Here is a 22,450-nt window from a genome sequence, read left to right as displayed (position 1 = left end):
TGCGACATGCGGTTGTGCCGGAAGGTGTGAAAGGCGGCTCCACTGTGACGCACGCCGGCCATGGTGCTGGTGTGGGCGCGTTTGTCCAGAATAAGGGTGTCCTTGGCCGAGAACAGGGTGGCGATGAGGGTCAGGTTGGCCAGAAATCCGCTGCCCAGGATCAGGCAGGACTCGAAGCCGAAATAGGCGGCCAGGGCGTCCTCGGCGGCCAGGATGGAGGCCGTGGTGCCGGTCACCAGACGCGAGGCCCCGGCTCCGCAGCCCTGGGCCGCGCACAGGCGGGCCAATTCGGACGCGGCCGCGCGGTCCGTGGCCAGGCCCAGGAAATCATTGGCGGAAAAATTGAGCATGTCCCGGCCGTCCACGACGAGGCGCGCGCCGTCGCGGGCCTGGATCGGCAAAAATCGTCGTCCCAGGCCGGATGCGGTTCTGGCCGCGATTTCGGCCTTCAGACGTTGGGCGATGGGGTGATCAAGCATTGGAATCGCTCGCGAAAAAGAGTCGTGTCGGGCGCGGTGGGCAGACGGCCCATGGTCACGCGGCAGGCCGGGCCATTGTCCAGGCGCGCCGCGTAGCTGAAGGCCGCGCCGGTCTGACCGGTCAGTTCGGCCTGGACGAGGCAGCCGGCCGCGCCGTGATCGTCGGGATAAACCAGGCCGGCCAGGGACACCAGAAAGACCTGTTCGCGGAAATCGTGCAGCCAGCGGGCGTGCATGCCGCAGGTCTGGGCCAGGGCTTCCAGGATCAGATAGTCGGGCGGGTTGGGCTTCGTGCGGGTCGTGATGGCCGTGGCCGAGCAGGCCTCGATGCGCCACAGGGCCAGGGCCGGATCGAAGCGGGCCGTGAAATCGCCTACCATGGCCGGATCTCCAGGCAGGCATTCTGGCCGCCGAACCCAAAACTCTGGATGAGCAGGGTTTTGGGCGCAAGCCGCGTGGGGAGGCGCAGAAAGGGCAGGTCCGGCCGTTGCGGATCGTTCAGATTGGCGATGGCCGGGAACAGGCCGCGTTTGGCGCAGGCCAGGGCCAGGGCCAGTTCCGCCGCGCCGCAGGCCGCGGCTAGGTGCCCGATGCGCGATTTGAAGGCGACAACGGCCAGGGGCGCGCTGGCGGCCAGGACTTCGGCCTCGATGGCGTCGTTCAGGACCGTGCCCGTGCCGTGGGCGACGATGACCGCGCCGGGTTCGTTTTGGCAACGGGCCACGGCCTGGCGAGCGGCGCGGCCGTCCGGGTCCGGGCCGGTCAGGGCGTGACCGTCCAGGGACGAGGCCGCGCCGGTGATTTCGGCCAGGATGACGGCCCCGCGCTTTCGTGCGTGCTCCAGACTTTCAAGCACGAACATGGCCCCGCCCTCGCCGATGGCAAAGCCCGAGCGGGCGCGGTCAAAGGGGCGGCAGGCCAATTCCGGCCGGCTCCAGCCCGAGGCCAGAACACCGGCCTGCTTGTAGGCGGCGATGCCGGGGCCGGACAGGCGCGAGTCCCCGCCGCCGGCCAGGGCCACGTCGGCCAGACCGTGACGGATGGCCCGGAAAGCCTGGCCCAAGGCCTGGGTCGAGGCCGCGCAGGCCGTCAGGATGGTCAGGTTTTCACCGTGCACTCCCAAAAATTTGGCCATGGCGGCGGCGACCGTGTTGGGCAGGTAGTCAAGGAGCCACAGGGCTCTGTCCGTACGGGGGCTGGCTTCGAGATTGGGCCCCAGGCCCAGGAACAGCCCGGCTTGATTCAGGGCGGTCGGGTTCAGGCCGGAGCGTTCCACGGCGCGGATGGCCGCGGCCAGACAAAGTTGTTGGCCACGGGTCAGGTAGCGGGCGTCCTTGAAGCGGCCGGTGAAGGCTTTGAGGTCGAAGTCCGGAACCGGACAGACCGCCACTTCCGGGTCCTGGAGGGCTGCCACGAAGGGGCCGTGGGGCGCGTCCAGACCGGCCAGGAGGCTGACCTCGTCCCGGCCCAGGGGGAGGAGGAATCCGCTGGCCGTGACAACCACCCGGCGCGGTGATTCAGCTGTGGGCGGCATCGACATAGGCGACCAGATCGCGCACGCGCAGCACCGGTCCGGCCTGGACATCGTCCAGTATCTGGCGCAGCCGCGCGGCATCCAGGTGGGGGTAGGTTTCGGTCAGAAGATCGAGGGGCGCGGTCTGGTTCTGTTCGGCCCGCGCGAGCTGGATGCGTAGGTTTTTCAGGAACAGGGTGTCGTCGTCGACCTGGGTCCCAAGACGATGCTGGATGGCCACGCCGATTTCCAGCAGGTCGATGGATTCGGCTTCCAGGTCGCGGATGACATAGGTGTCGGCCGTGATGTCCGTCGGGTCCAGATCGAGAATTTCGGCTAGAATGGAGCGGATGGTTTCCAAGGTGTTCATATGTGTTTGCGCGCCGTCAGTCCGGCGTCCATGGTCAGGGTCGTGCAGGTGAAGGCCAGGGCTTGGTCCGACATCAGGAAAAGAAGCGTGGACGCGGCCTGGTCCGTGGTCACCAGCGGGGCTTTGAGGGTGGCGCGGCGGTCGGCCGTGTCCAGAAAATTCGCACCGCGCCCGGCATCGAGCAGGCCCAGGCGCAGACTGACGCTGGTCACGCCGCGCGGGCCAAGTTCCAGACCCAGGGCCTGATACAGGGCCTCGCCGGCCCGCTTGGCCGCGCTGTAAAACCCCTGGCCCTCGGCCGGGAGGCAGGCCGCCGTGGACGAGACATGGATCAGGCGGCCGAAGCGTCGGGTCAGCATGGCCCGTCCCAGGTGGCGGAGCAGGCGCTGGCGGCCGGCGATCTGGGCCGCGAAATAGGCGTCGGCTTCGGTGCTGGCGGCCATGAGGGCTTCGAAGCGGGCGTGGGCGAAGTCGATCACATAATCCGCGTCCCGTTCCAGGGCGTCCACGCTGGCCGGATCTCCCAGATCAAGGCGCGGGCTGCGCGCGGCCAGGTCCGGAAAACGTTCCGCCAGGGCCGCGTGGCCGGTATCCGAGGAGTGGGTGGGGACGATGGCCAGGCCGGTTTCGCGCGTCAGATCGATCAGAGCCAGGCCCAGGGAGCAGCTTCCGCCCAGGATGAGCACGCGCGCGCCCGTGAAGGTCAGACGCATGTGATCCGCCCCTCGGCATGGATGATGTTTTCCTGGAGCAGCCGGCATCGGAAAGCGCCGTCATCGGCCGTGATCCGCAGTTCGTAGGCGCCGGGCGCGGCGAAGCGACGAAAGGTGAAGCGCTCGATGCGCAGGGCGTCGGTCCGGCCGAAATCCTCGCGCACGACCTGGAGACTCAAGGCCGCCACCAGCGATCCGGGCAGAACCGGATTGTCCGGAAAATGCTCGTGGAAGCAGGCATCGTCCGGTGCGAGCCGGCAGGCGTAGATCCGTTCTTCGGCACTGGCGGAAACGAGGTTCAGATCCATTGTCCCCGCTCCAGCATGCGCCGGTCCTGGTCCAGGCCGCGGCCCTTGGTGGTCAGGTAATTGCCGATCATGAGTCCGTTGGCCCCGGCCAGGGGCAGCCAGGATTGGTAATCGCCCAGGACCCGTTCCCGACCGCCGGCGATGGTGATGTGCGCCGTGGGCAGCATGAACCGGAACAGGGCCACGGATTTGAGCGCATCGTGCGGCGTCAGGAGGGGGCTTTGGCCCAGGGGCGTGCCCGGAATGGGGGACAGGAAATTGAGCGGCACGGTGTCCACGCCCAGTTCGGCCAGGGTCGCGGCCAGCTCGATGCGTTGATCAAAGCTCTCCCCCAGGCCCAGAATGCCGCCGCTGCACACCTTGAGTCCGTGCGCCTGTGCCCGGCGGATGGTGGCGATGTCATCGTCATAGGCGTGGGTGGTGCAGATGCGCGGGAAATGGGAGCGGGCCGTTTCCAGATTGTGGTGGTAGCGGGTCAGACCAGCGGCTTTGAGGCGGGTGGCGTAGTCGTCCGTGAGCAGGCCCAGGGAGGCGCTCAGTTCCAGGTCCGTCTGTTCGCGCAAGGCGCGCAGGCAGGCGCAGATCTGGTCGATTTCCTGGCTTGAGAGCATGAGGCCGCTGGTGACCAGGGAATAGCAGCGCGCCCCGGCCCGGTGCATGGCCAGGCCGCGCTCAATCATCTGCTCCAGGGGCAACAGCGGGTGCTCTGGCGCGCCGGTGTCGTGGTGCGCGCTCTGGGCGCAGAAGGCGCAGTCCTGGGAGCAACGACCGGACTTGGCGTTGGTGATGGAGCAGGTGAAATGCGCCAGGCCAAAGGCGTTTTTGATGGTGTTGGCCGCGCAGAGCAGGGCGGTGGTGTGCTCGTCGCCGAGTCGGGCCAGCTCGCGGCCCAGGGCTTCGGTCGGTCGCAGGCCGTTCTGGATGGATTGGGTGAGCGTTGTGATGATATGATGCATATTTTTTCCCGTGGCCGGGCAATACGCGGGGGGCTTGGACGATGTCAAACCAGGGCGGTGTGTGAAATTTCAGCGATGATCCGAAATGCGCTTTGACCTGTAAAGACGTTTGGACTAGGCCATATCCGTCATGAATACCGAGAAAAATACGCCCGAAGACGCGCCTTTGAGCCACGCCCTCGTGGATTGGGTTGCCACGTCCCTGGACAGCCAGCATCCGGCCGACACGGCCGACGAGTTGGAAAATCTGTCCCTGACCGAACAGCTCGAATATATCCAGGAGATGGACGTGGAGGACGCGGCCGAATCCATCACCGAAATGGAACGGCACGATCGTATTGCCCTCGTGAGCACATTGTCTCCGTCCTTCGCGGCCGCCATTCTGGAAGTCATGTCACCGGACGACGCGGCGGACATCCTGGAGGATTTGCCCCAGGAGGCGCGAGCCGGCATTTTCAAAAAGTTGGAGCGCGAGGATGCCGAGGAAATCTCGGACCTGCTGCGCTTCGATCCGGACAGCGCCGGCGGTGTCATGAACACCGAGATTCTGGCCCTGGATCAGCACATGAACGCCCAACAGGCCATCACCCTTGTCCGGGACCGGGTCGAGGAAAGCGAAATCCCGTATTACGCCTATATCGTGGACGAATACCGCCATTTGAAGGGCGTGCTCTCCCTGCGCGACCTGCTGCTGAGCCCGGGTCGGACCATCCTCAAGGATCTCCTGCACGAGCAGAATCTGATTTATGTTTCCTTTGACGTGGACAAGGAAGAAGTGGCCCGCCTGATCAGCCGCTATAATTTTTTCGCCCTGCCCGTCGTGGATCACGAGCAACGGCTTCTGGGCATGGTCACGGTCGATGACGTCATCGACATCATCCAGGAAGAGGCCAGCGAGGACATGCAGTCCATGGTCGGCGCCGGCGCCGACGAGACCGTGGACTCGCCCTGGACGTATTCCCTGGGCAAGCGTCTGCCATGGCTGGTGCTCAATGTGCTCAACTCGGCCATGTCCGCTTTCGTGGTCCATATGTTCGAGGGGACCATCGCCCAGATGGCCATCCTGGCCGCGCTCATGCCCATTGTCGCCAATCAGGCCGGAAACACCGGCCAGCAGTCCCTGGCGGTCATGATCCGGCAGTTGGCCATGGAACGCTTCAACCGCAAGAAAAGTTGGGTGGCCGTGGCCCGGGAGGCCAAGATCGGGCTGGCCAACGGACTTATTGTCGGAATCTTGGTTTTTGCCGGCCTTTTTGGCTGGACCAGGAATTTGGCCCTGGCCGCGGTCATGTCCGTGGCCTTGGGCGTGGACATGCTCATCGGGGCCGTGGCCGGAGCTTCCATTCCGCTTATTTTGAAGGAGATCGGCCGAGATCCGGCCCAGGCCTCCAGTATTTTTTTGACCACGCTGACCGACAGTCTTGGTTTTTTTACTTTTCTTGGTCTGGCGGCGATATTTTTGTTTTGATCACGGGGCGTTTTTGGGGCGCTCGACATTCACGGGCCAAAGCCGGGTATATCGGCTTTGGCCCGCTTTGATTGCATGTCGTCCGAAAAGAGTTCGCGGCGCTGACAGTTAATCCTCATCCGGCTCCACTGCGTCCATCAGGTCCATGGTCAGGCGGAGAAAATCCGCTTCGGTGATGATGCCGCACAGATGCCCGTCGCAGACCACGGGCAGGCACCCGTATTTTTCCTCCAGAAGCATCCGCGCCGCGATTTTGAGGGACAGATCGGCGCTGACCGTGACCACGTCGGTCTGCATGATTTCCCGGATGGGAATGCTGGCCTCGATCTCATTTTGGGTTTCGCGGTCGAGGCCGGCCAACACCGAGACGGTCGCGGCCAGGATGTCGCGGTGGGTGAGCAATCCGGCGAAGTTTCCCTGGTCGTCGACAATGGGGATATGTCGGATTCGGGCCAAGTCCATCAGATCCTTGGCCGCGCTCAGAGTGTCCCGCCTATTCAGAGTGAAAACGTCCTTGGTCATGATGTCTTTTACCTGGAACATGGCTGTCTCCTTTTCCCATATTGTTCATGAATCCGTTCGTTCGGGCAAGCAAAAGGTTTTTTTTCGCGGCGTTACAGGGTCGATTCGGCGCTCTGTGTTGACTTGGGATGTGAAATTTGGTTTGCACGTGTTGGCAATGTTTTTTCATGAATTTCACGTGCTGGGAGTTTCCTTGAGGGATTTGCGTCGGATTCGCGAACGAATGGTACTGGAGCAGATCGAGGCTCGCGGGATCACGGACCAACGCGTGCTCGCGGCCATGCGTCGGGTACCCAGACACCTCTTTGTCGATGAAGCCCTTCAAGCTCAAGCCTACGGCGACCATGCCGTGCCCATCGGTTTGGGGCAGACCCTGTCCCAACCCTACATCGTGGCCCTCATGTCCTCTCTTTTGGTTGTCCGCCCCCGAATGCGCATCCTTGAAATAGGTACCGGCTCCGGCTATCAAGCCGCGATTCTCGCGGCCATGGAAGCGGACGTGTACAGCGTCGAGCGCGTCAAACCGCTGTACGACATGGCCCGAAGCCGTCTTTCGCGGATGAAGTTCCACAATGTGTGGCTCAAGCTTGATGACGGTACCCTGGGCTGGCCGGAACAAGGGCCATTTGATCGGATCATCGTCACCGCCGGCGGTCCCAAGGTGCCCGAGCCCCTTTTGGACCAGCTGACGGATCCCGGGATTTTGGTCATCCCGGTGGGCGAGGCCAAACGCGAGCAACGGCTGCTTCGCATTTTTAAAAAGGAAGGGCGGATTCATCACGAAAACCATGGCTCCGTGGCATTTGTCGATCTTGTCGGGGCCCATGGCTGGTAATATCCACGGATCGGTCGGAAAGACCTAGTCACTTCGCCGGGCGTGGTTCTTTTTTGCAAGGAGATTCTATGTCTGAAAAGTCGTCCCGCGCCTCCTGCGCGGGCAAGAATTCACTGGGCCAGATTCAGGACAGTCCTGAATCCAAAATGGAACGCCAGGACAAGGTCATTGCTTCCACCTTGTCGAAGATTAAATACAAGCTTTTTATCATGAGCGGCAAGGGCGGAGTCGGAAAAAGCTCCGTGTCCACCAATCTCGCCGCCGCCCTGGCTCTCAAGGGGTACAAGGTCGGATTATTGGACGTGGACATCCACGGCCCGAGCGTGCCCCATCTTCTTGGACTGACCGGCTTGTTGGAGATCGATCAAAACCACGGTATTCTTCCGAAACGATACAGCGAGAACCTGTCGGTGGTGTCCATGGAGTCCTTGCTCAAGGACCCGGATCAGGCCGTGTTGTGGAAGGGCCCCATGAAAACTTCGGCGATTCGCCAATTCGTGTCCGACGTGGACTGGGGCGAGTTGGATTTTCTGGTCATCGATTCCCCTCCAGGCACGGGTGACGAGCCCATGGCGGTCTTGAAAACAGTCCCGGACGCCCTGAGCATCGTCATCACCACGCCTCAGGAAATTTCCCTGGCCGACGTGAGAAAGTCGATAAATTTTTTGCAGTACGTCAAGGCGAACATCTTGGGTGTGGTGGAAAATATGAGCGGACTCATCTGTCCCCATTGCTCCCAGAAAATCGACCTGTTCAAGACGGGCGGTGGAGAGGAACTGGCGCGAAAATACGGCTTGGAATTTTTGGGCGCCATACCCCTTGACCCCGCGACAGTGGTCGCTGGCGATCTGGGCAAACCGGTTGTGATGCTCGATGTTGACTGCCCGGCAAAAAAAGCGTTGCTCGATTTGGCCGAGCGGGTCATCATGGCGGCCGAAAATAGTCTGGAGGCCGCTTCGAGCAGTCACGTCTGAACCAGGAACTCAAGATCCATGTTACGTTTGGTGACCTTTGGTTTGCTGGGCCTGATATTATCCTTGCCAGCGTGGGAATCCGCGCTGGCCAAGGGTTTTTATTACACAGTCAAGGATGATGGCTCGTTGTGCATCACGGATATCCCCTCGTCCGCGCGGTTCAAGCCGTACAGATTCAAACGGTCCATCAATTATATCCGGAACGCGCTGATCGCCTTCAAGCGGGATAGGCGCAGCGTGAAAGAGATCGAGGGGATTGTTTCTGGTTTGTGCGCGAAGTATGGCATCGACACGAGTTTGGTCATGGCCGTGATCGATGTTGAATCGGGATTTAATGCGGGAGCCGTGTCTTCGGCGGGAGCCCGTGGCCTGATGCAGATCATGCCAAGCACGGGAAAGGATCTGGATTTGGTCGATCCCTTCAATCCGACGGAAAACATCGACGCGGGCATCCGATATTTGCGTTTTTTACTGGATAAATTCCCCGACAGGCGATTGGCCATTGCCGCGTATAACGCCGGCCCGAACGCCGTGGAAAAGTACGGCGGTATTCCGCCCTACAGCGAGACCCAAAACTATGTGGAAAAGGTCTGTGCTCGACTGCAACATTACGAATGATAAAAATGCTTAACCTACCAAATGCCCTGACTATTTTTCGGATTTGCGCCGTCCCGTTCATCGTGGCCCTGCTTTATTTTCCTGGACGGGTCACCTGCGTCCTGGCCACGGTGTTTTTTTTGGTGGCGATTTTGACCGACCTCGCGGATGGCTTCATCGCGCGCAAGTACAACCTGGTGACCAATTTCGGAAAATTTCTCGACCCCATCGCCGATAAAATACTCATTGCCTCGGTCATGATCATGCTGGTCCAACTCAACTGGATTCCTGGTTGGATCGCCATCATCGTCATTGCGCGGGAAATCATGGTCACGGGGCTTCGGGCCATCGCCGCCGACAAGGGACATGTCATTGCCGCCGACAAATATGGCAAGATGAAGACAATCATGCAAAGCGTGGCGTTGGTGCCACTTTTATACCACTACCCCGTATTTGGCTTGGATTGCGCCTCGTTAGGCCAGGTTTTGCTCTTTATCGCCATGCTTTTGACCGTGTATTCCGGATGGAATTATTTGCATGGGTTTTATCAGGTTTGGACGGATTAGTTTTTTGTGCTCCCGCCCTGGGTGTTTTTGGGGACAATTCCACGATACGCGGATTTTTAGCAGAAGGATGCTTTTATGGCCCAAATTGATGCTTTTTTCAAGATGATGCACGAACTTGGCGCATCGGATTTACACCTTTCCGCGGGTTCGCAGCCCATTATCCGTCTTCAAGGTGAAATGCAGCGCATCAAATATAAGGTTCTTGAGCATGAAGAGCTGAAGAAGCTTTTGTATGAAATAACTCCAGAAAACAAAGCGAAGATTTTCGAGGAAACGGGCGATGTTGATTTTTCCTATGAAGTCGCTCATCTGGCTCGTTACCGCGCGAATTTTTTCATGCAAAAGCGTGGCATCGGGGCCGTGTTTCGTGAAATTCCACAAAAGATTCTTTCATTGGATGATCTTGGCTTGCCAGGCGTGTTGAAGAATCTGGCCTTGTTGCCCAAGGGCTTGGTCTTGGTCACGGGCCCCACGGGAAGTGGTAAATCCACGACCTTGGCCGCGATCATCGATTATGTGAACAAGATCCGCAAGGATCATATCCTGACCATCGAAGACCCCATCGAATTCGTGCACGAGCCGCAGAATTGCCTCATCAACCAACGCGAGGTCGGACGAGACACCATGTCCTTCAGCGCGGCCTTGCGTGGTGCCTTGCGTGAAGACCCGGATATTATCCTGGTTGGTGAAATGCGCGATCTGGAAACCATCCAGCTGGCCCTGGAAGCGGCGGAAACGGGTCATTTGGTTTTTGGCACCTTGCACACCATTTCCGCCTCCAAGACCATTGACCGTATCATCGAAGTGTTCCCCGGTGACTTGCAGGGCCAAATCCGGTCCGGCCTGGCCGATTCCCTGCGGGCGATCATCGCGCAAAACCTGTTCAAGCGTGTCGATCGTCCGGGCCGGGTCGCGGGCATCGAAATTCTCATCGCGACTCCAGCTGTCCGCAATCTGATTCGCGAGAACAAAATTTTCCAAATCAATTCCGTGATCGAGACCGGGAAAAAATTCGGCATGCAGAGCCTGGACGAGGCGATTTTGAAATTGCTCACGGCGGGCATCATCGATCCTGAACAAGCGTACAACAAAGCGGCCACAAAGTCGAAATTCCGGGAATTTTTAACAACTCCTCCTCAGGATTTCACGGAGGTGTAGGATGCAGCGCGCCCAGCTGGACCACATGTTGAACCAGGTTCTGGATTTTGCTTCGGGAACCTCGGATATCATTTTCACGGTCAACAAACCGATTCAGGTCGAGGTCCATGGCGAGCTGCGTGATGCCCGTGTTTCCCCGAATCCCGGCCCCTTGCTTCCGTTTCAGGTCGAGGCCATCGCCATGTGTCTGATGGGACGCCAGTTACGCCTGTACGAGGATCAGCTTCGCACGGGCTCTTGTGACTTATCCTATGAATTATCTGGTCGCTGTCGGTTCCGTGTCAATATTTTGGGGCAGAAAGGATCCATGGCCATTGTTTTGCGTCGGTTGACCTCCAAGGTACCCACGATCAAGGACTTGGGCCTGCCGGATGTTTTTCATGAAATGACCAAGGAAAAATTTGGTTTGATCCTGGTCACGGGCGCCACGGGAACCGGTAAGACCACGTCCTTGGCCGCCCTGATCGACAATATCAATGTGCTCAACCGCAAACACATCGTCACCCTCGAGGATCCGATAGAATATGTCCACGAGCACAAGCTGGGCACGGTCAACCAACGCGAGCTAGGCATGGATTTCGACACCTTTGCCTCCGGTTTGCGCGCCGCCTTGCGTCAGGCGCCGAAGGTCATCCTTGTTGGTGAAATCCGTGATCGGGAAACGATCTCCATCGCGCTCGAAGCCGCGGAAACGGGCCATCTGGTGCTCGGTACCCTGCACACCAGCGATACCGGCCAGACTATCAACCGCATCATCGGTATGTTTGAATTGCAGGAAGAGCGCTTGATCCGATCCCGGTTGGCGGAAAGTTTGAAATACATTGTTTCCCAGCGATTGCTGACCAAGATTGGCGGGGGCCGGATTCCCGCGTTCGAGATTTTGAAATCCAATATGCGCATCAGGGAAGTCATCCTCAACGGCGAAACCGAGGAGAAGACTTTTTACTCCATAGTCGACGGTGGCGATGCCTACGGAATGATATCTTTCGATAAATATTTGGCGAATCTTTTTTACGAAAACATCGTCTCCGAGGAGATGGCCATGCTCAATGCCTCGGATAAGTCACGACTCGCGCAGATGATCGACAAAATAAAATCTGCCCGGGGAGAAAAAGTGACGGAAATTGAAGGTCTTGAGCTTGATCAAGATTATGATCGCAAGAATGTTATGTTGTGATTGAGGTGGATGCATGGAAATTTCCTGTTCGCATTGCAAGACGACGTTTATTTTGCCCGATGATCGGATTCCGGAAGCGAAAAAGTTCAAGTTGAATTGTCCAAAGTGCCGCGAGCCGATCATTGTCGATATGTCCGAAACGAGTTCGGAATCAGGGACAATGATCGAGACCTTTCCACATGACGCGACAGTGGCCTTTCTTTTCGTGGCCGACGCGATTTTAAGCCAGCGCCTCAAGAGCTTTTTCAAAAAAAATGGTATTTATGTTTCCGACTCGACGGAAATCACGGAAGCAGTCGAGAAGGTTCGCATAAATTATTACAATATAATAGTTCTTGAAGATTCGACCAACTCACTTCCCTTGCATGAAATTTTTAAAAAATGGAACGGGTTGCGCCGACGGGATGTGAACATCATAGTTGTCGGCGGGAATTGCCAAAGCCTGCACGGCCATGAAGCCTTCATGCGTGGCGTCAATTCCGTGATTTCCAAGACGGACAACGACGAAATCGAGAAATTCATGGAGCTTTCCCTTGGGAACTACCAGAAATATATCGAGCCATGGAGCCTTGCGGCACAGCGCTTGCGAGCCCAGGGGTAGACGCTTATGAGCAAAACGGGTTTTTTCGTGGTTCTTTTGGTTTTCGTGAATTTTTTTCTCGCCATCCAAATTTTTGACGGGCAAACCGGACTGCCCGCCTACAATGATCTCAAGGACAAGATTTCCACGATAAACACACGAATTGAGGATATCGACGCGCAAAACCGCCAACTCAGTTCCGAGATTCGTGTCGTGAAGAAGGACGACAAGTATATTGAGCGCCTCGTAAAACGTGAACTTTTTTATGTGGCCGAAAACGAAACAATGTACATTTTCAAATAATATGCACGACACGTTACAGCTTTTGGACGAACTCCTTGCCCATGATTCTGGATCCAAGATTTTTTTCCCGTTGGCTCGCCTGTACAACAAACAGGGCAATGCTCCCCGCGCCATCCAGATTTTGAAAAAAGGTCTTGAATTTCATCCGGATTATCTTGAAGCCCAACTGTTCCTGATAGAACTTCTCCACGAAACCGGCGCGAATGTGGAAGCGGAGGACGTGGCGCGGGCCATTCACGAAAAGCTCGCCACGTACGGACGTTTCTGGACCTCCCTGCGTTCCGCTTTTGCCAAGTCGGAGCAGGACGATCTGTTGACCGCCGCCTTTGTCTTTGAACAAGCGGCCGCGAATCGGCCCGTGGATTTGTTTGCCGTGATGCGAGCCGGTATTTCCCACTACCTCGATACGATGAGTCCACCCGACGCTGTCACGCGGGAACCCGAGGAGGATCTCGATGCCGAGGAAGTGGCACAGCTGTGCATCAACTCCGGGATCAGGACGAAAACCATGGCCAAGCTACTTTCCTCGCAAGGAGAGCATGAGCAAGCCGTGCGCATCTATGATGAATTGATTGCCGCCTGTGACGATCCCGTTGAGCGGGCGGAGTTGACGGGCTTGCGGACAGGGGCTCGGAAGAAAATCGGGGCACGGGATATCCCGGAATCAGGACAAAATGCCAAACTGTACCAACTTTTGAATTCTCTGGCCGACCGCCTGGAGCGAAAAACCATTTCGTGACCGTTCCGGGCGACCGCGCCGCGATTACTTTATAGCCGTTTAACCATAAATACTCTGGAATTTATATGAAATTATTAGTTCTTTTTCTTGCCATGCTCATTTTTTCGGGCTGCCAAGCTCTCCATAAAACCAAGCTTTATTACAACGAATACGTGAACCCAAAAGCTGTCGTTGATTATGACAATGTCGAGGACGCCGACATTCCCTCCGAATTTTTGGACAGGTATTACGCCGTGGACAGTCGTCTGGTGTCGTTGCGCAATCAGATCGACATGGTCGAGGCCGGCGTTGACGCGCAATGGTTCGAATCGCTGAGGGCCACCTATCCGTGGGTACGGGACATCGGGTTCTACGACAACGAGGGCATGTTTACTTCCGGAAGCGAGGCGCTTGCCTACGATACAGGCATTCGTGAAATGCTCGTGGGACTGGACAAGCAACCTGGGAGTGTTTTGCGTCATGACCTTGATCGCTATTTCATGGTCAACACCGTGAAAACCAAGTTGGATACCTACCGCTTCGCGGTGCTGGATTTGGATTTTTCGGCCCTTGTCGACGGTCTTGCCTTGGATGGTCTAATTGTCGCCGTGGGAGACCGGGTCGTGGTCGGGGGCGACGGTGGTTTTTTGGATTCGACGGCCTTTGACCGGGTTTCCACGGACCGGGACTATTCTGGCTCCGTGTCCTCCGGGACCGGGAAATATCGTTGGATTCGTAGCCATGCATCCGATAACATTGTATATTTTTATGCAAAATAAGAGTTTGCCATGAGACAAGTCACAGTGGTCGAGCACTTGCTGCTCAGTCAGAAAGAACGCCCGATGGCTTCCGGGCGGTTCACCCGGTTGCTTACCGAGCTCATCCTGTCCGCCAAGATTATCGGCCGCGAAGTTTCAAAAGCGGGCCTGTTGGATGTTCTGGGCGCCACGGGCGAGGTCAACGTCCAAGGCGAGGCCGTGCAGAAGCTCGATGATTTCGCCAATCGGGTCATCATCCGACGGATGGAACGAGCCGGTGTCCTCTGCGCCATGGTTTCCGAGGAAAACGCGGATTTTATCGAGATTCCCCGTCATTATCCCGTTGGCGACTATATCTTGGTTTTTGATCCGCTGGACGGATCGGCCAATATCGACGCCAACGTCAGTATTGGCACTATTTTCGGCATCTACCGGCGGACATCGTTTAGCCAGTCAGCCGTGACCGTTGGCGAAATTCTGCAAAAGGGCGCGATGCAGGTCGCGGCGGGGTACATCATTTACGGCTCGTCAACCATGCTGGTCTATACCGCCGGCAGCGGCGTGCACGGTTTTACCCTGGACCCCAGCGTGGGCGAATTTTTGCTTTCACATCCAGATATCAAAATTCCCGAGCAAGGCCGGATTTATTCCGTGAACGAGGGATACTGTTCATATTGGGACGAGCCGACCCGAAAGATCGTCGAATACTTCAAGTCTTCCAACAATGCGCTGGGGACTCCGTACAGTTTGCGGTATATTGGTTCCTTGGTTTCCGATTTCCATAGAAATTTGATCTATGGCGGAATTTTTATGTACCCAGCCGACACCCGCGATCCGCGCAAGCCGGCCGGAAAACTGCGTCTGATGCTGGAGGCCTCGCCCATGGCCATGATCGTGGAACAGGCCGGTGGTATGGCGATCGATGGCACGCGCCGCATTCTCGACATCGAACCCCAGGAATTGCATCAACGGGTGCCCTTGTTCGTTGGTTCCAAGGCCGATGTCGAGATCGTGCGCCAGTATTACGCGCAGGCGTCCGCGTAGAGTGATCATATGATTTGTCTGGGAATTGAAACATCCTGCGACGAAACCTCCGTCGGCATCTGGCGTCCGGAGCATGGCGTCCGGGATGTCGTGCACTCCCAGGTTCCGATGCACGCGGTTTTTGGAGGCGTTGTTCCGGAGCTTGCGTCCCGCGAGCATTTGCGCCAGCTGGACGGCCTGATGCAGGGCTTGGTCCGGGATGAAAATATCGATTTGGGCGATTTGGACGTGATTGCCGTGACCAGGGGCCCTGGCCTTTTGGGGGCGCTTTTGGTCGGCATTGCCTACGCCAAATCCCTGGCCATGGCCTTGGATGTGCCCATTGTCGGCGTGAACCACTTGCAGGCGCATCTGCTCGCCTGCGAATTCGAGGCGCCGATCGAGTACCCCGCGTTGGGCCTGCTCGTTTCCGGCGGGCACACGCATCTTTATTGGATGCGGGACGAACTGGATTTCCAACTTGTGGGCAGAACCCTGGATGACGCTGCGGGAGAGGCTTTCGACAAGATCGCCAAACTGCTGAATCTTCCGTATCCAGGTGGGAAATATATCGATATTCTGGCCGGGCATGGAACGGCGGATCCACGGTTATTCACCCGTCCATACCTGAACAATTCCAATTGCGACTTCAGTTTCAGCGGGCTCAAGACAGCCGTGGCGCACTATGTCGCCGGCCATGACCTGCCCCGGATCGATTACGCGCAATTCCAGGTGGACGCGATTCCCACGGTGATTAAAGACCTGTGCGCCTCGGTGAATCTGACCATCGTCCAGACGTTGCTTGAAAAGACACGTCGCGCCCTGGATGCCCATCCAGGTGCCCGGACCTTGTGCGTGGCTGGCGGGGTTGCCGCGAATTCCATGGTGCGGCGTGAGTTTTTTGATTTTGCCACGGCTCATGGCCTCAAATTTTTGGTTCCTGGCCAAAACTATTGTGGTGATAATGGGGCTATGATAGCGTACACAGGACAACGAATCGCGGCGCGGGGCCTTGCCAGCGCCCTGGACTTCGAGGCTATCCCCCGGGGAAAGCCGGTCCCGAATGACTACATCGTAAACCCTTTCTTCAAGGAGTGAATAATGGCAGCCCAAGTAAGTGATGCTGGATTTGACGCTGAAGTTTTGAAAAGCGACCTTCCTGTTCTGGTCGATTTTTGGGCCCCATGGTGTGGTCCCTGCCGGGCAATTGCCCCCGTGATCGAGGAACTGTCCCAGGAGTTCGAGGGCAAGGTAAAAATTTGTAAGATGAATGTGGACGAAAACCCGAGCACTCCGAGCAAATATGGTATTCGCGCCATCCCGACCCTGATTCTCTTCAAGGGCGGCGAAGTCGCGGAGCAGGTGACCGGAGCCGTGTCCAAGGCCAGTCTGAAGCAGATGCTGAGCGACAAGGCCTAGGGCTGTTCGGTCCGTATGTATTTTTGAAGGGTGGCCACGCTTCGTCGGTCACCCTCTCTTTTTTTTGTCCTTGGAAGGTCTCGACATGCCGTGGATCACGGACCCTCCTGTCCGGTGACAAGGGGCGCTCATCATCTTTTATCCATGAAGCGGATTTGTCTCATGCGTAAACTCTTTCTTTGTTGTGTTTGCCTTTTTTTTGTGAATGGGTGCGGAGTTATTGATTATTATTTTTTAGCGCCGCCAGAGGATACGGCCCAGGAGCTTTTTGAAAACGCCAAGACGAACATGGCGGACAAGGAATACCCTCCCGCCATAGAGGCGCTGACCAAGCTGAATGACCGCTATCCATTCAGCCCCTTTGCTGTACAGGCCAGGCTGATGCTTGGTGATGCCTTTTTCTTGAATGAGCAGTACATTGAGGCGGTGGATGTTTACGAAGATTTTTCCAGCATGCATCCCCGCCACGAAAATATCGACTATGTGTTGTTCCAGATTGGAGTCGCCAAGTACAATGCGCATCAATCCATAGATCTGCCGCAGACGGAACTGGCCCTGGCCATCGAATCATTCCGGCGGATCGTCGAGGGCCATCCCCAGAGCGCCTACCGTGATCAGGCCAGCGATTACATCGTGAAATGTCGCAAACTCTTGGCCGAGCACGAATTGTATGTCGCGGACTATTATTTCAAGTCCAAGGAATATAAGGCCGCTTGGTTACGCTATTCGCAAGTGATCAACAACTACCCTGAACAAAAAGAACTGGTTGATCTGGCGGCGGCGAAGCAGAAAGTGGCTTTTTATTATTACCAGGAAGAAGAAAACGACAAGGCTCGCAAGCCGAGCACGTTCAAAAAGTTTTTTGACTGGCTTTAGATTTTTCAATTCATGCTGCCGCGAGGTTCTTGCCTCGCGGCCTGTATGGTCCGCAATGTTTCCTCGAAGATCTCCCGGGAATGCAGCATGGCGATGTGGCTGATGTCCGCTGTTTTTTGATTTTTCCATCCGGGAATCGGGCACCTGAGCGCCGAGGTGGGCAGAACCATGTTGTCGGCTCGGGACCATAAAGCCAACCCTTGAATGCTTTTGGGAAAGGGAAGGGCGGCCAAGTGGCGGATTGTCGGGCTCTCGTGCCAAATAAACCGTCCCAGTGAGTGCATGGCAAAAGGGGCCAGCTTGCTGCCTTGAAAGGGCGCGCCCAGGGTAGTCAGGGTTTTGATTTCCGGGCAGCACGACAGCTCGGCCACGGCCGCGCGGAGAAGCAGGCCTCCCAGACTGTGGCCAAGCAAGTGGATTTCGCGGCCTGGATGCTCCTGGCGGATGCGTTCCACGCGTTGGCGGACGTTGGCGATGGTTTGATCAAGGTCGGCCGCCCCCCAGCTGGAGTAGCCGATGCATGCCGTCGCGAAGCCCCGTGCGTGAAACCAGCGGCGAAACAGAATCCAAGCGCTTGGATTGTGGAAGAGGCCGTGAACCATGACGACCACGGGCGCGGTCCCTGGTTGGGCGTCGCGCCACAATCCTGGCCAGAGTCCAAGGGGATGGAGGGCGAGGACAAGGGCTTCGCTCAGGGCGCTCCGGATGGCCGCTAGGCTGCCCAATTTCAGGAAGTAGCCGAGATCCTGGCCGGTTCGGTTGGCCTCTTCGTAACAAAACAAGGTGTACGTCAAAAGAGTTGCCAGGGCGGGAATTCCGAGGACGAAGAGCACGATGATGGTCATGGACGGACTCGTTTTTGGAAATGGGTGTTGGCGTCCAGGCTTTCGATGAGCTTGCGGTGGCCGGCCGGAAAAGCGAGGTTTTTTACTTCCGACCACCCGAGCCAGCGGTATTCCTGGGCGGCGTGCAGGGTCACGGTTTTTGGGTCGGATTGCAGTTCGACGAAAAAGGCGTGCATGGTCACGCGGTACCGGGTGTAGCTGTGCTTGAAGGCATCGATGGGCTCGGGCCGACCGACCCGCAGCCGTGTTTCTTCCATGTATTCGCGCACGACGGTCGCGGCCGGGCTTTCTCCCTCCTCGACCACGCCTCCGGGAAATTCCCACAGGTTGCCCCAGACATCGTCGGCATTGCGCTGTTGCACGAAAACATGCCCGTCATGCACCAAGACGCCGGTGGCCATGGAAAGGTGGATGGGCGTGGATGCCTTGGGCGTCACGGGACGTTCTTCCTGTAGCCCCAGGCTGACCGCCTGGCACCAGGATGCGATCGGGCATGCGTCGCAGGATGGCCCGCGCGGGGTGCAGACCAGACTTCCAAATTCCATCACGGCCTGATTGAAGATCCGGGCCTGGCCGCGAGGCAGGAGCCGGGAGCATTCCCGAGCGATACGTTTTTGGGCCGCCCGGGATTTGATGGGTTCGGCGATATCGAAAAGTCGGCTCATGACCCGCTCCACATTGGCATCGACCACGGGCACGTCCTGGCCGTGCGCGATGCTGGCGATGGCCGCAGCGGTGTAGGGGCCAATACCGGGCAGGCCGCGCAGGATCTGGATGTCGTCGGGGACGCGACCACCGTGCTCGGCCAGTATCTGGCGCGCCGCGCGGTGCAGGTTGCGGGCCCGCGAGTAATAACCCAATCCTTCCCAGGCCTTGAGCACACTGTCCTCGCTGGCCTCGGCGAGAGTCCTGATATCCGGAAAGCGTTCCATCCAGCGCTCGAAATAGGCCACGCCACGCTCCATCTGGGTTTGCTGGAGCATGACCTCCGAGATCCAGACATGGTAAGGGGCGTAGGTCCGGCGCCAGGGCAGGGGACGGTTGTTGGCCTGGAACCAGTCCATGAGGATCTGGGTCAGGGGCTTGGGTGCGGTCATGAAGTTCTCCGTCGCGGTCATGTCGGAATCCGGCTCATGCGCCATGCTCGGGAACGTGGGCCGCCCCCGGCGCTACCGTATTTACCGCCCCAGGGAAATATGAAATTCAGGACCCAATGTGAACGGGTGACCGTGGAGGAAAGATGGCCACTTTTGATTATGACATTGGCGTCATTGGTGGCGGGGCGGCGGGACTGACCGTCGTGGCCGGGGCTGCCCGGCTGGGGGCCAGGGTCGTGCTCATCGAAAAGGAGGGGCGGCTTGGCGGCGACTGTCTGCATCACGGGTGCGTGCCCAGCAAGACGCTGCTGCACGCGGCCCGCCTCTATCATCAGGCTCGCACCATGGACCGCTTCGGATTGCCGGCCGTCACTCCGGGTCCCGTGGATTTTCGGCGGGTCCGGGCCCGCATCCGCGAGGTCATCGCGGCCATCGAACCCCATGATTCTCCGGCCCGTTTTTGTGGTCTGGGGGCCATGGTCCGCCAGGGACAGCCGGAATTTGTCGACGAGCATCTGGTGCAATTGGGATCGGAGCGGGTTTCGGCCCGATTCTGGGTGGTGGCGACGGGTTCCGAGCCCGCCATGGCCGATGTACCGGGGCTGCCCGACATCTCCTTTCTGACCAACAAGGAGCTTTTCGACCTGGACGAGCTGCCGTCGTCCCTGCTCATTCTGGGCGGTGGCGCCATTGCCGTGGAAATGGCCCAGGCCTTTGCCCGGCTCGGCGGCACGGTCACGATTTTGCAGCGCGGAACCCAGCTCCTGAGCCGCGAGGATCCGGACATGGCCGCGTTGATCCAGGGTCGGTTGGAAGAGGAGGGCGTGCGTTGCGTGCTTGGATTTCGGGCCACGGGAGTGACCCGGGAACACGGTCTCGTTGTCGCGCGGGGCGAGCAAAACGGTCAAGCCTGCGTTTTTCAAGGAGCACGACTGCTGGTGGCGCGGGGGCGACGGGCCAATACCACCGGCCTGGGTCTGGGTGGACTGGGAATCGAGGAAAGCGCGCAAGGTTTGGCCGTCGATTCCCGATTGCGCACGGTTCACGGGAATATTTTCGCGGCTGGTGACGTGACCGGGAAGTACCAATTTACCCATGCCGCTGGCTATGAGGGCGGGGTGGTCATTGCCAATACGGTTTTTCGCCTGCCCCGCAAGGCCGATCACACCTGGATGCCCTGGTGCGTTTACACGGAGCCGGAGCTGGCCTCCATTGGTCTGAACGAGAAGCGGGCCCTGGCCCGGGGAATCGCCCATGCGGTCTGGACGGAGGACTTCGCCGCCAACGACCGCGCCCTGGCCGAGGGCGAGGGGAGGGGGATGCTGAAGATGTTGGTGGATGAACGGGAACGGCCCTTGGGGGTGCAGATTTACGGACCGCGAGCCGGAGAGCTGCTTGGGGTGTGGGCCACCTTTTTCGCGGGTAACATGAAATTGCCGGCCCTTGCCGGCGCCGTGTTTCCGTATCCGACCATGGGCGAGATCAGCAAACGCGTCGCGGGCAGCCTGGTTGGCCGCAAGCTCTTCTCGGAGCGGGTTCGCAAGGGGCTGGCCCTGATTTTTCAGCTCAAGGGACGGGCCGACGGCTCAGTCTGCGGCCTAAACGAGGACGACGCATGATTTCCGTGGTTCTGCCCTGTTTCAACGCCGCGGGTTCCCTGCCGGCCTGCCTGGACAGCCTTCTGGCCCAGACCTGGACGGATTTCGAAATCGTGGCCGTCGACGATGGGTCCACGGACGCAAGTCTCCGGGTCCTGCATGCCTTTGCCCTTCGTGACCCACGAGTGCGCGTTTTTGCCCGACCCCATGGCGGCGTTGTCCAGGCCATGAATTTTGGCCTGGAATCGTGCCGGGGGGACTACGTGGCCCGCATGGACAGCGACGACATTTGCCTCCCGGAACGCCTGGCCGTGCAAAAATCCCATCTGGACCGGCATTCGTATATCGGATTGGTCGGCGGGCTGGTTCGTTTTGGCGGCGACCCATTGGCCGGCAAGGGCTATGGAGCCTATGTGGACTGGACCAATTCCCTGGTTTCGGAAGAGGACATCCGGTTGGGCCGGTTTGTCGAATCGCCCTTCGCCAATCCCAGCATCATGTTCCGCAAAGAGCTTGTCAGCCGGCATGGGGCGTTTTATGACGGCCCGTTTCCCGAGGATTACGAATTGATCCTGCGCTGGCTGGACGCCGGCGTGCGCATGGACAAGGTGGCGCGCGAGGTGCTGATCTGGAACGATCCCCCGACCCGCCTGTCCCGCACGGATTCCCGCTACGCCGTGGATGCGTTCTACCGTGTCAAGTCCGAGTATCTGGCTCGTTGGCTGACGGGGCGCGGCGTGTATCGGGTGGCCGTGGTCGGAGCCGGCCGCGTCACCCGTCGCCGAGCCCTGATGCTGGAGGACCACGGCATCGCCATCACCCGCTGGCTGGATGTCGATCCGGACAAGATCGGGCATGTCGTCAATGGCCGGCCGGTCTGCTCCTGGAGCGCGGATCTTCCGGACACGGAATTCGTGCTGTCCTTTGTCGGCAGCCGAGGCGCCGGGGCGCGTATTTCCCGGGAATTGGTCCAGCGCGGCCACGTGCCGGGACGAACTTTTTTGCTGGCGGCCTAGGGGCGTCGGCGTGAACACAGCAACCATCACCCGTGGAGGTGAACCATGGATTTGATACAATTTTCAAAGGAAATCGAAACAGTTTTGCGCAAGGCCGCCTCGGAGATCGATCTTGTTTCTCCGGCCAGCGAGGACGGTGCGTTGTGGGGATTCGAGTTGGACGACGATGCCAGTGGTTTTGTGTCCCTGGAATCCAACCAGGGTACGTTCGACGTGCCCACGGTGACCATCTCCCTGTCCTTGGGCGCCATCGAGGACATTGGCAAGGACGACCTCGTCGATCTTTTGATCATCAACGGCGATTTGCTGGGCGCTTCCCTGACCATCACCCCGCCCCTGGGCGAGGAGCAGGAGGAATTCCTCATGTTGCAGACCAAGTTCGTGGCCTCGGAGTTTTCCGAGGACATGTTCTCCAAGTCCATCACCTCGCTCATGACCCAGATGTCCATCTTTTTCGAAGCCGAGTAAGTTTCGTTTTTCATAGACCATGGCCGCGAGCACCCCGTGTTCGCGCCCGTCGGCGCATTTTGTGCCCGACGGGCGCGGCCGGGTGCCCGCCGCGCCGTTTCCCACGCATATCA

27 protein-coding genes are annotated in these 22,450 nt (G+C 58.5%); 18 read left to right on the top strand and 9 right to left on the bottom strand.

Annotation, left to right across the window (positions count from 1 at the left end; genetic code table 11):
• The 6 genes from EOL86_01415 to bioB all read right to left on the bottom strand — a co-directional run.
• On the bottom strand, positions 1–881 hold an 881-nt coding region (locus EOL86_01415; protein NCD24241.1), incomplete at its 3' end, for an aminotransferase class I/II-fold pyridoxal phosphate-dependent enzyme.
• Positions 853–2,013 carry a beta-ketoacyl-[acyl-carrier-protein] synthase family protein gene (locus EOL86_01410; GenBank protein NCD24240.1) on the bottom strand — a complete coding sequence of 387 codons (1,161 nt, stop codon included), beginning with the start codon at positions 2,011–2,013 and terminating at the stop codon, positions 853–855. The genes EOL86_01415 and EOL86_01410, both read right to left, overlap by 29 nt.
• On the bottom strand, positions 1,997–2,362 hold the full coding sequence (locus tag EOL86_01405) for an acyl carrier protein (GenBank protein NCD24239.1): 366 nt from the start codon (positions 2,360–2,362) through the stop codon (positions 1,997–1,999). Before EOL86_01405 ends, EOL86_01410 begins: the two co-directional genes overlap by 17 nt.
• Positions 2,359–3,123: an SDR family oxidoreductase gene (locus EOL86_01400; protein ID NCD24238.1), complete on the bottom strand. Its 765-nt coding sequence runs from the start codon at positions 3,121–3,123 to the stop codon at positions 2,359–2,361. The genes EOL86_01405 and EOL86_01400 overlap by 4 nt, the downstream gene beginning before the upstream one ends.
• A complete protein-coding gene (locus EOL86_01395) occupies positions 3,066–3,383 on the bottom strand; it encodes a hypothetical protein (protein ID NCD24237.1) in 318 nt (105 codons plus the stop codon). The genes EOL86_01400 and EOL86_01395 overlap by 58 nt, the downstream gene beginning before the upstream one ends.
• On the bottom strand, positions 3,374–4,339 hold the full coding sequence (gene bioB / locus EOL86_01390; GenBank protein NCD24236.1) for a biotin synthase BioB: 966 nt from the start codon (positions 4,337–4,339) through the stop codon (positions 3,374–3,376). The genes EOL86_01395 and bioB overlap by 10 nt, the downstream gene beginning before the upstream one ends.
• Before the next feature lie 130 nt (positions 4,340–4,469).
• Between bioB and mgtE the strand changes: the two genes are divergently transcribed.
• Positions 4,470–5,807 (top strand): magnesium transporter, encoded by a 1,338-nt coding sequence (gene mgtE / locus EOL86_01385; protein NCD24235.1) that lies wholly within the window; start codon positions 4,470–4,472, stop codon positions 5,805–5,807.
• A gap of 108 nt (positions 5,808–5,915) precedes the next feature.
• Here the strand turns inward: mgtE and EOL86_01380 are convergent, their stop codons facing one another.
• Positions 5,916–6,350: a CBS domain-containing protein gene (locus EOL86_01380; GenBank protein ID NCD24234.1), complete on the bottom strand. Its 435-nt coding sequence runs from the start codon at positions 6,348–6,350 to the stop codon at positions 5,916–5,918.
• 136 nt (positions 6,351–6,486) lie between these two features.
• Here EOL86_01380 and EOL86_01375 point away from each other — a divergent pair, with 136 nt between their 5' ends.
• From EOL86_01375 to EOL86_01310, 14 genes are all read left to right on the top strand, one after another.
• Entirely contained in the window at positions 6,487–7,164 is a 678-nt protein-coding gene (locus EOL86_01375; GenBank protein NCD24233.1) for a protein-L-isoaspartate(D-aspartate) O-methyltransferase, read from the top strand.
• 68 nt (positions 7,165–7,232) lie between these two features.
• Entirely contained in the window at positions 7,233–8,138 is a 906-nt protein-coding gene (locus tag EOL86_01370) for an ATP-binding protein (GenBank protein NCD24232.1), read from the top strand.
• Positions 8,139–8,156: 18 nt separating this feature from the next.
• Positions 8,157–8,756, top strand: a complete 600-nt coding sequence (locus EOL86_01365) for a lytic transglycosylase domain-containing protein (protein NCD24231.1) — start codon at positions 8,157–8,159, stop codon at positions 8,754–8,756.
• Between the two features lie 5 nt (positions 8,757–8,761).
• Positions 8,762–9,301: a CDP-diacylglycerol--glycerol-3-phosphate 3-phosphatidyltransferase gene (gene pgsA, locus EOL86_01360; protein NCD24230.1), complete on the top strand. Its 540-nt coding sequence runs from the start codon at positions 8,762–8,764 to the stop codon at positions 9,299–9,301.
• Between the two features lie 75 nt (positions 9,302–9,376).
• A complete protein-coding gene (locus EOL86_01355) occupies positions 9,377–10,459 on the top strand; it encodes a type IV pilus twitching motility protein PilT (protein NCD24229.1) in 1,083 nt (360 codons plus the stop codon).
• A 1-nt stretch (position 10,460) separates the two neighbouring features.
• On the top strand, positions 10,461–11,636 hold the full coding sequence (locus EOL86_01350) for a PilT/PilU family type 4a pilus ATPase (protein ID NCD24228.1): 1,176 nt from the start codon (positions 10,461–10,463) through the stop codon (positions 11,634–11,636).
• A 13-nt stretch (positions 11,637–11,649) separates the two neighbouring features.
• The gene (locus tag EOL86_01345; GenBank protein NCD24227.1) at positions 11,650–12,237 is read left to right on the top strand and encodes a hypothetical protein; all 588 of its coding nucleotides are present in this window, start codon (positions 11,650–11,652) and stop codon (positions 12,235–12,237) included.
• Positions 12,238–12,243: 6 nt separating this feature from the next.
• Positions 12,244–12,519: a septum formation initiator family protein gene (locus EOL86_01340; protein NCD24226.1), complete on the top strand. Its 276-nt coding sequence runs from the start codon at positions 12,244–12,246 to the stop codon at positions 12,517–12,519.
• Positions 12,482–13,258 (top strand): tetratricopeptide repeat protein, encoded by a 777-nt coding sequence (locus EOL86_01335; protein ID NCD24225.1) that lies wholly within the window; start codon positions 12,482–12,484, stop codon positions 13,256–13,258. The genes EOL86_01340 and EOL86_01335 overlap by 38 nt, the downstream gene beginning before the upstream one ends.
• A 65-nt stretch (positions 13,259–13,323) precedes the next feature.
• Positions 13,324–14,016, top strand: a complete 693-nt coding sequence (locus EOL86_01330; protein NCD24224.1) for a hypothetical protein — start codon at positions 13,324–13,326, stop codon at positions 14,014–14,016.
• A gap of 9 nt (positions 14,017–14,025) precedes the next feature.
• Positions 14,026–15,039 carry a class 1 fructose-bisphosphatase gene (locus EOL86_01325; GenBank protein NCD24223.1) on the top strand — a complete coding sequence of 338 codons (1,014 nt, stop codon included), beginning with the start codon at positions 14,026–14,028 and terminating at the stop codon, positions 15,037–15,039.
• Between the two features lie 9 nt (positions 15,040–15,048).
• Positions 15,049–16,116, top strand: coding sequence for a tRNA (adenosine(37)-N6)-threonylcarbamoyltransferase complex transferase subunit TsaD (gene tsaD / locus EOL86_01320; protein ID NCD24222.1), 1,068 nt, complete (start codon positions 15,049–15,051; stop codon positions 16,114–16,116).
• A 3-nt stretch (positions 16,117–16,119) separates the two neighbouring features.
• Positions 16,120–16,437, top strand: a complete 318-nt coding sequence (trxA, locus tag EOL86_01315; GenBank protein ID NCD24221.1) for a thioredoxin — start codon at positions 16,120–16,122, stop codon at positions 16,435–16,437.
• 30 nt (positions 16,438–16,467) lie between these two features.
• Positions 16,468–17,313 carry an outer membrane protein assembly factor BamD gene (locus EOL86_01310; protein ID NCD24220.1) on the top strand — a complete coding sequence of 282 codons (846 nt, stop codon included), beginning with the start codon at positions 16,468–16,470 and terminating at the stop codon, positions 17,311–17,313.
• A gap of 5 nt (positions 17,314–17,318) precedes the next feature.
• Here the strand turns inward: EOL86_01310 and EOL86_01305 are convergent, their stop codons facing one another.
• Together EOL86_01305 and mutY are read right to left on the bottom strand one after the other, a co-directional pair.
• Positions 17,319–18,158, bottom strand: coding sequence for an alpha/beta fold hydrolase (locus EOL86_01305; GenBank protein ID NCD24219.1), 840 nt, complete (start codon positions 18,156–18,158; stop codon positions 17,319–17,321).
• A complete protein-coding gene (gene mutY / locus EOL86_01300) occupies positions 18,155–19,255 on the bottom strand; it encodes an A/G-specific adenine glycosylase (GenBank protein NCD24218.1) in 1,101 nt (366 codons plus the stop codon). Before mutY ends, EOL86_01305 begins: the two co-directional genes overlap by 4 nt.
• A 143-nt stretch (positions 19,256–19,398) precedes the next feature.
• On the opposite strand from mutY, the gene EOL86_01295 reads away from it, so the two are divergent.
• Genes EOL86_01295 through EOL86_01285 form a run of 3 tightly spaced genes read left to right on the top strand, consistent with a single transcriptional unit; the run spans position 19,399 to position 22,337 of the window.
• Positions 19,399–20,874 (top strand): FAD-dependent oxidoreductase, encoded by a 1,476-nt coding sequence (locus EOL86_01295; protein ID NCD24217.1) that lies wholly within the window; start codon positions 19,399–19,401, stop codon positions 20,872–20,874.
• Entirely contained in the window at positions 20,871–21,869 is a 999-nt protein-coding gene (locus tag EOL86_01290; protein NCD24216.1) for a glycosyltransferase, read from the top strand. Before EOL86_01295 ends, EOL86_01290 begins: the two co-directional genes overlap by 4 nt.
• 45 nt (positions 21,870–21,914) lie before the next feature.
• Positions 21,915–22,337 (top strand): hypothetical protein, encoded by a 423-nt coding sequence (locus EOL86_01285; protein ID NCD24215.1) that lies wholly within the window; start codon positions 21,915–21,917, stop codon positions 22,335–22,337.
• Positions 22,338–22,450 lie beyond the last annotated feature (113 nt).

The organism is Deltaproteobacteria bacterium (assembly GCA_009930495.1).
Classification (GTDB): Bacteria; Desulfobacterota; Desulfovibrionia; order Desulfovibrionales; family Desulfomicrobiaceae; genus Desulfomicrobium.
The sequence above is the reverse complement of the archived record's forward strand: the minus strand, read 5'-3'. Positions and strand labels throughout refer to the sequence as shown.

Bases quoted from the DNA above. Each gene is read 5' to 3' on its own strand.
- EOL86_01365 (NCD24231.1), top strand. From the start codon at position 8,157: ATGTTACGTTTGGTGACCTTTGGTTTGCTGGGCCTGATATTATCCTTG.
- EOL86_01330 (NCD24224.1), top strand. From the start codon at position 13,324: ATGAAATTATTAGTTCTTTTTCTTGCCATGCTCATTTTTTCGGGCTGC.
- EOL86_01375 (NCD24233.1), top strand. From the start codon at position 6,487: ATGTTTTTTCATGAATTTCACGTGCTGGGAGTTTCCTTGAGGGATTTG.
- EOL86_01410 (NCD24240.1), bottom strand. From the start codon at position 2,013: ATGCCGCCCACAGCTGAATCACCGCGCCGGGTGGTTGTCACGGCCAGC.
- EOL86_01350 (NCD24228.1), top strand. From the start codon at position 10,461: ATGCAGCGCGCCCAGCTGGACCACATGTTGAACCAGGTTCTGGATTTT.
- mutY (NCD24218.1), bottom strand. From the start codon at position 19,255: ATGACCGCACCCAAGCCCCTGACCCAGATCCTCATGGACTGGTTCCAG.
- EOL86_01295 (NCD24217.1), top strand. From the start codon at position 19,399: ATGGCCACTTTTGATTATGACATTGGCGTCATTGGTGGCGGGGCGGCG.
- EOL86_01380 (NCD24234.1), bottom strand. From the start codon at position 6,350: ATGTTCCAGGTAAAAGACATCATGACCAAGGACGTTTTCACTCTGAAT.
- EOL86_01285 (NCD24215.1), top strand. From the start codon at position 21,915: ATGGATTTGATACAATTTTCAAAGGAAATCGAAACAGTTTTGCGCAAG.
- EOL86_01340 (NCD24226.1), top strand. From the start codon at position 12,244: ATGAGCAAAACGGGTTTTTTCGTGGTTCTTTTGGTTTTCGTGAATTTT.
- EOL86_01290 (NCD24216.1), top strand. From the start codon at position 20,871: ATGATTTCCGTGGTTCTGCCCTGTTTCAACGCCGCGGGTTCCCTGCCG.
- EOL86_01405 (NCD24239.1), bottom strand. From the start codon at position 2,362: ATGAACACCTTGGAAACCATCCGCTCCATTCTAGCCGAAATTCTCGAT.
- EOL86_01325 (NCD24223.1), top strand. From the start codon at position 14,026: ATGAGACAAGTCACAGTGGTCGAGCACTTGCTGCTCAGTCAGAAAGAA.
- EOL86_01305 (NCD24219.1), bottom strand. From the start codon at position 18,158: ATGACCATCATCGTGCTCTTCGTCCTCGGAATTCCCGCCCTGGCAACT.
- bioB (NCD24236.1), bottom strand. From the start codon at position 4,339: ATGCATCATATCATCACAACGCTCACCCAATCCATCCAGAACGGCCTG.
- mgtE (NCD24235.1), top strand. From the start codon at position 4,470: ATGAATACCGAGAAAAATACGCCCGAAGACGCGCCTTTGAGCCACGCC.
- pgsA (NCD24230.1), top strand. From the start codon at position 8,762: ATGCTTAACCTACCAAATGCCCTGACTATTTTTCGGATTTGCGCCGTC.
- EOL86_01355 (NCD24229.1), top strand. From the start codon at position 9,377: ATGGCCCAAATTGATGCTTTTTTCAAGATGATGCACGAACTTGGCGCA.
- EOL86_01335 (NCD24225.1), top strand. From the start codon at position 12,482: ATGTGGCCGAAAACGAAACAATGTACATTTTCAAATAATATGCACGAC.
- EOL86_01345 (NCD24227.1), top strand. From the start codon at position 11,650: ATGGAAATTTCCTGTTCGCATTGCAAGACGACGTTTATTTTGCCCGAT.
- tsaD (NCD24222.1), top strand. From the start codon at position 15,049: ATGATTTGTCTGGGAATTGAAACATCCTGCGACGAAACCTCCGTCGGC.
- EOL86_01400 (NCD24238.1), bottom strand. From the start codon at position 3,123: ATGCCGGCTGCTCCAGGAAAACATCATCCATGCCGAGGGGCGGATCAC.
- trxA (NCD24221.1), top strand. From the start codon at position 16,120: ATGGCAGCCCAAGTAAGTGATGCTGGATTTGACGCTGAAGTTTTGAAA.
- EOL86_01395 (NCD24237.1), bottom strand. From the start codon at position 3,383: ATGGATCTGAACCTCGTTTCCGCCAGTGCCGAAGAACGGATCTACGCC.
- EOL86_01370 (NCD24232.1), top strand. From the start codon at position 7,233: ATGTCTGAAAAGTCGTCCCGCGCCTCCTGCGCGGGCAAGAATTCACTG.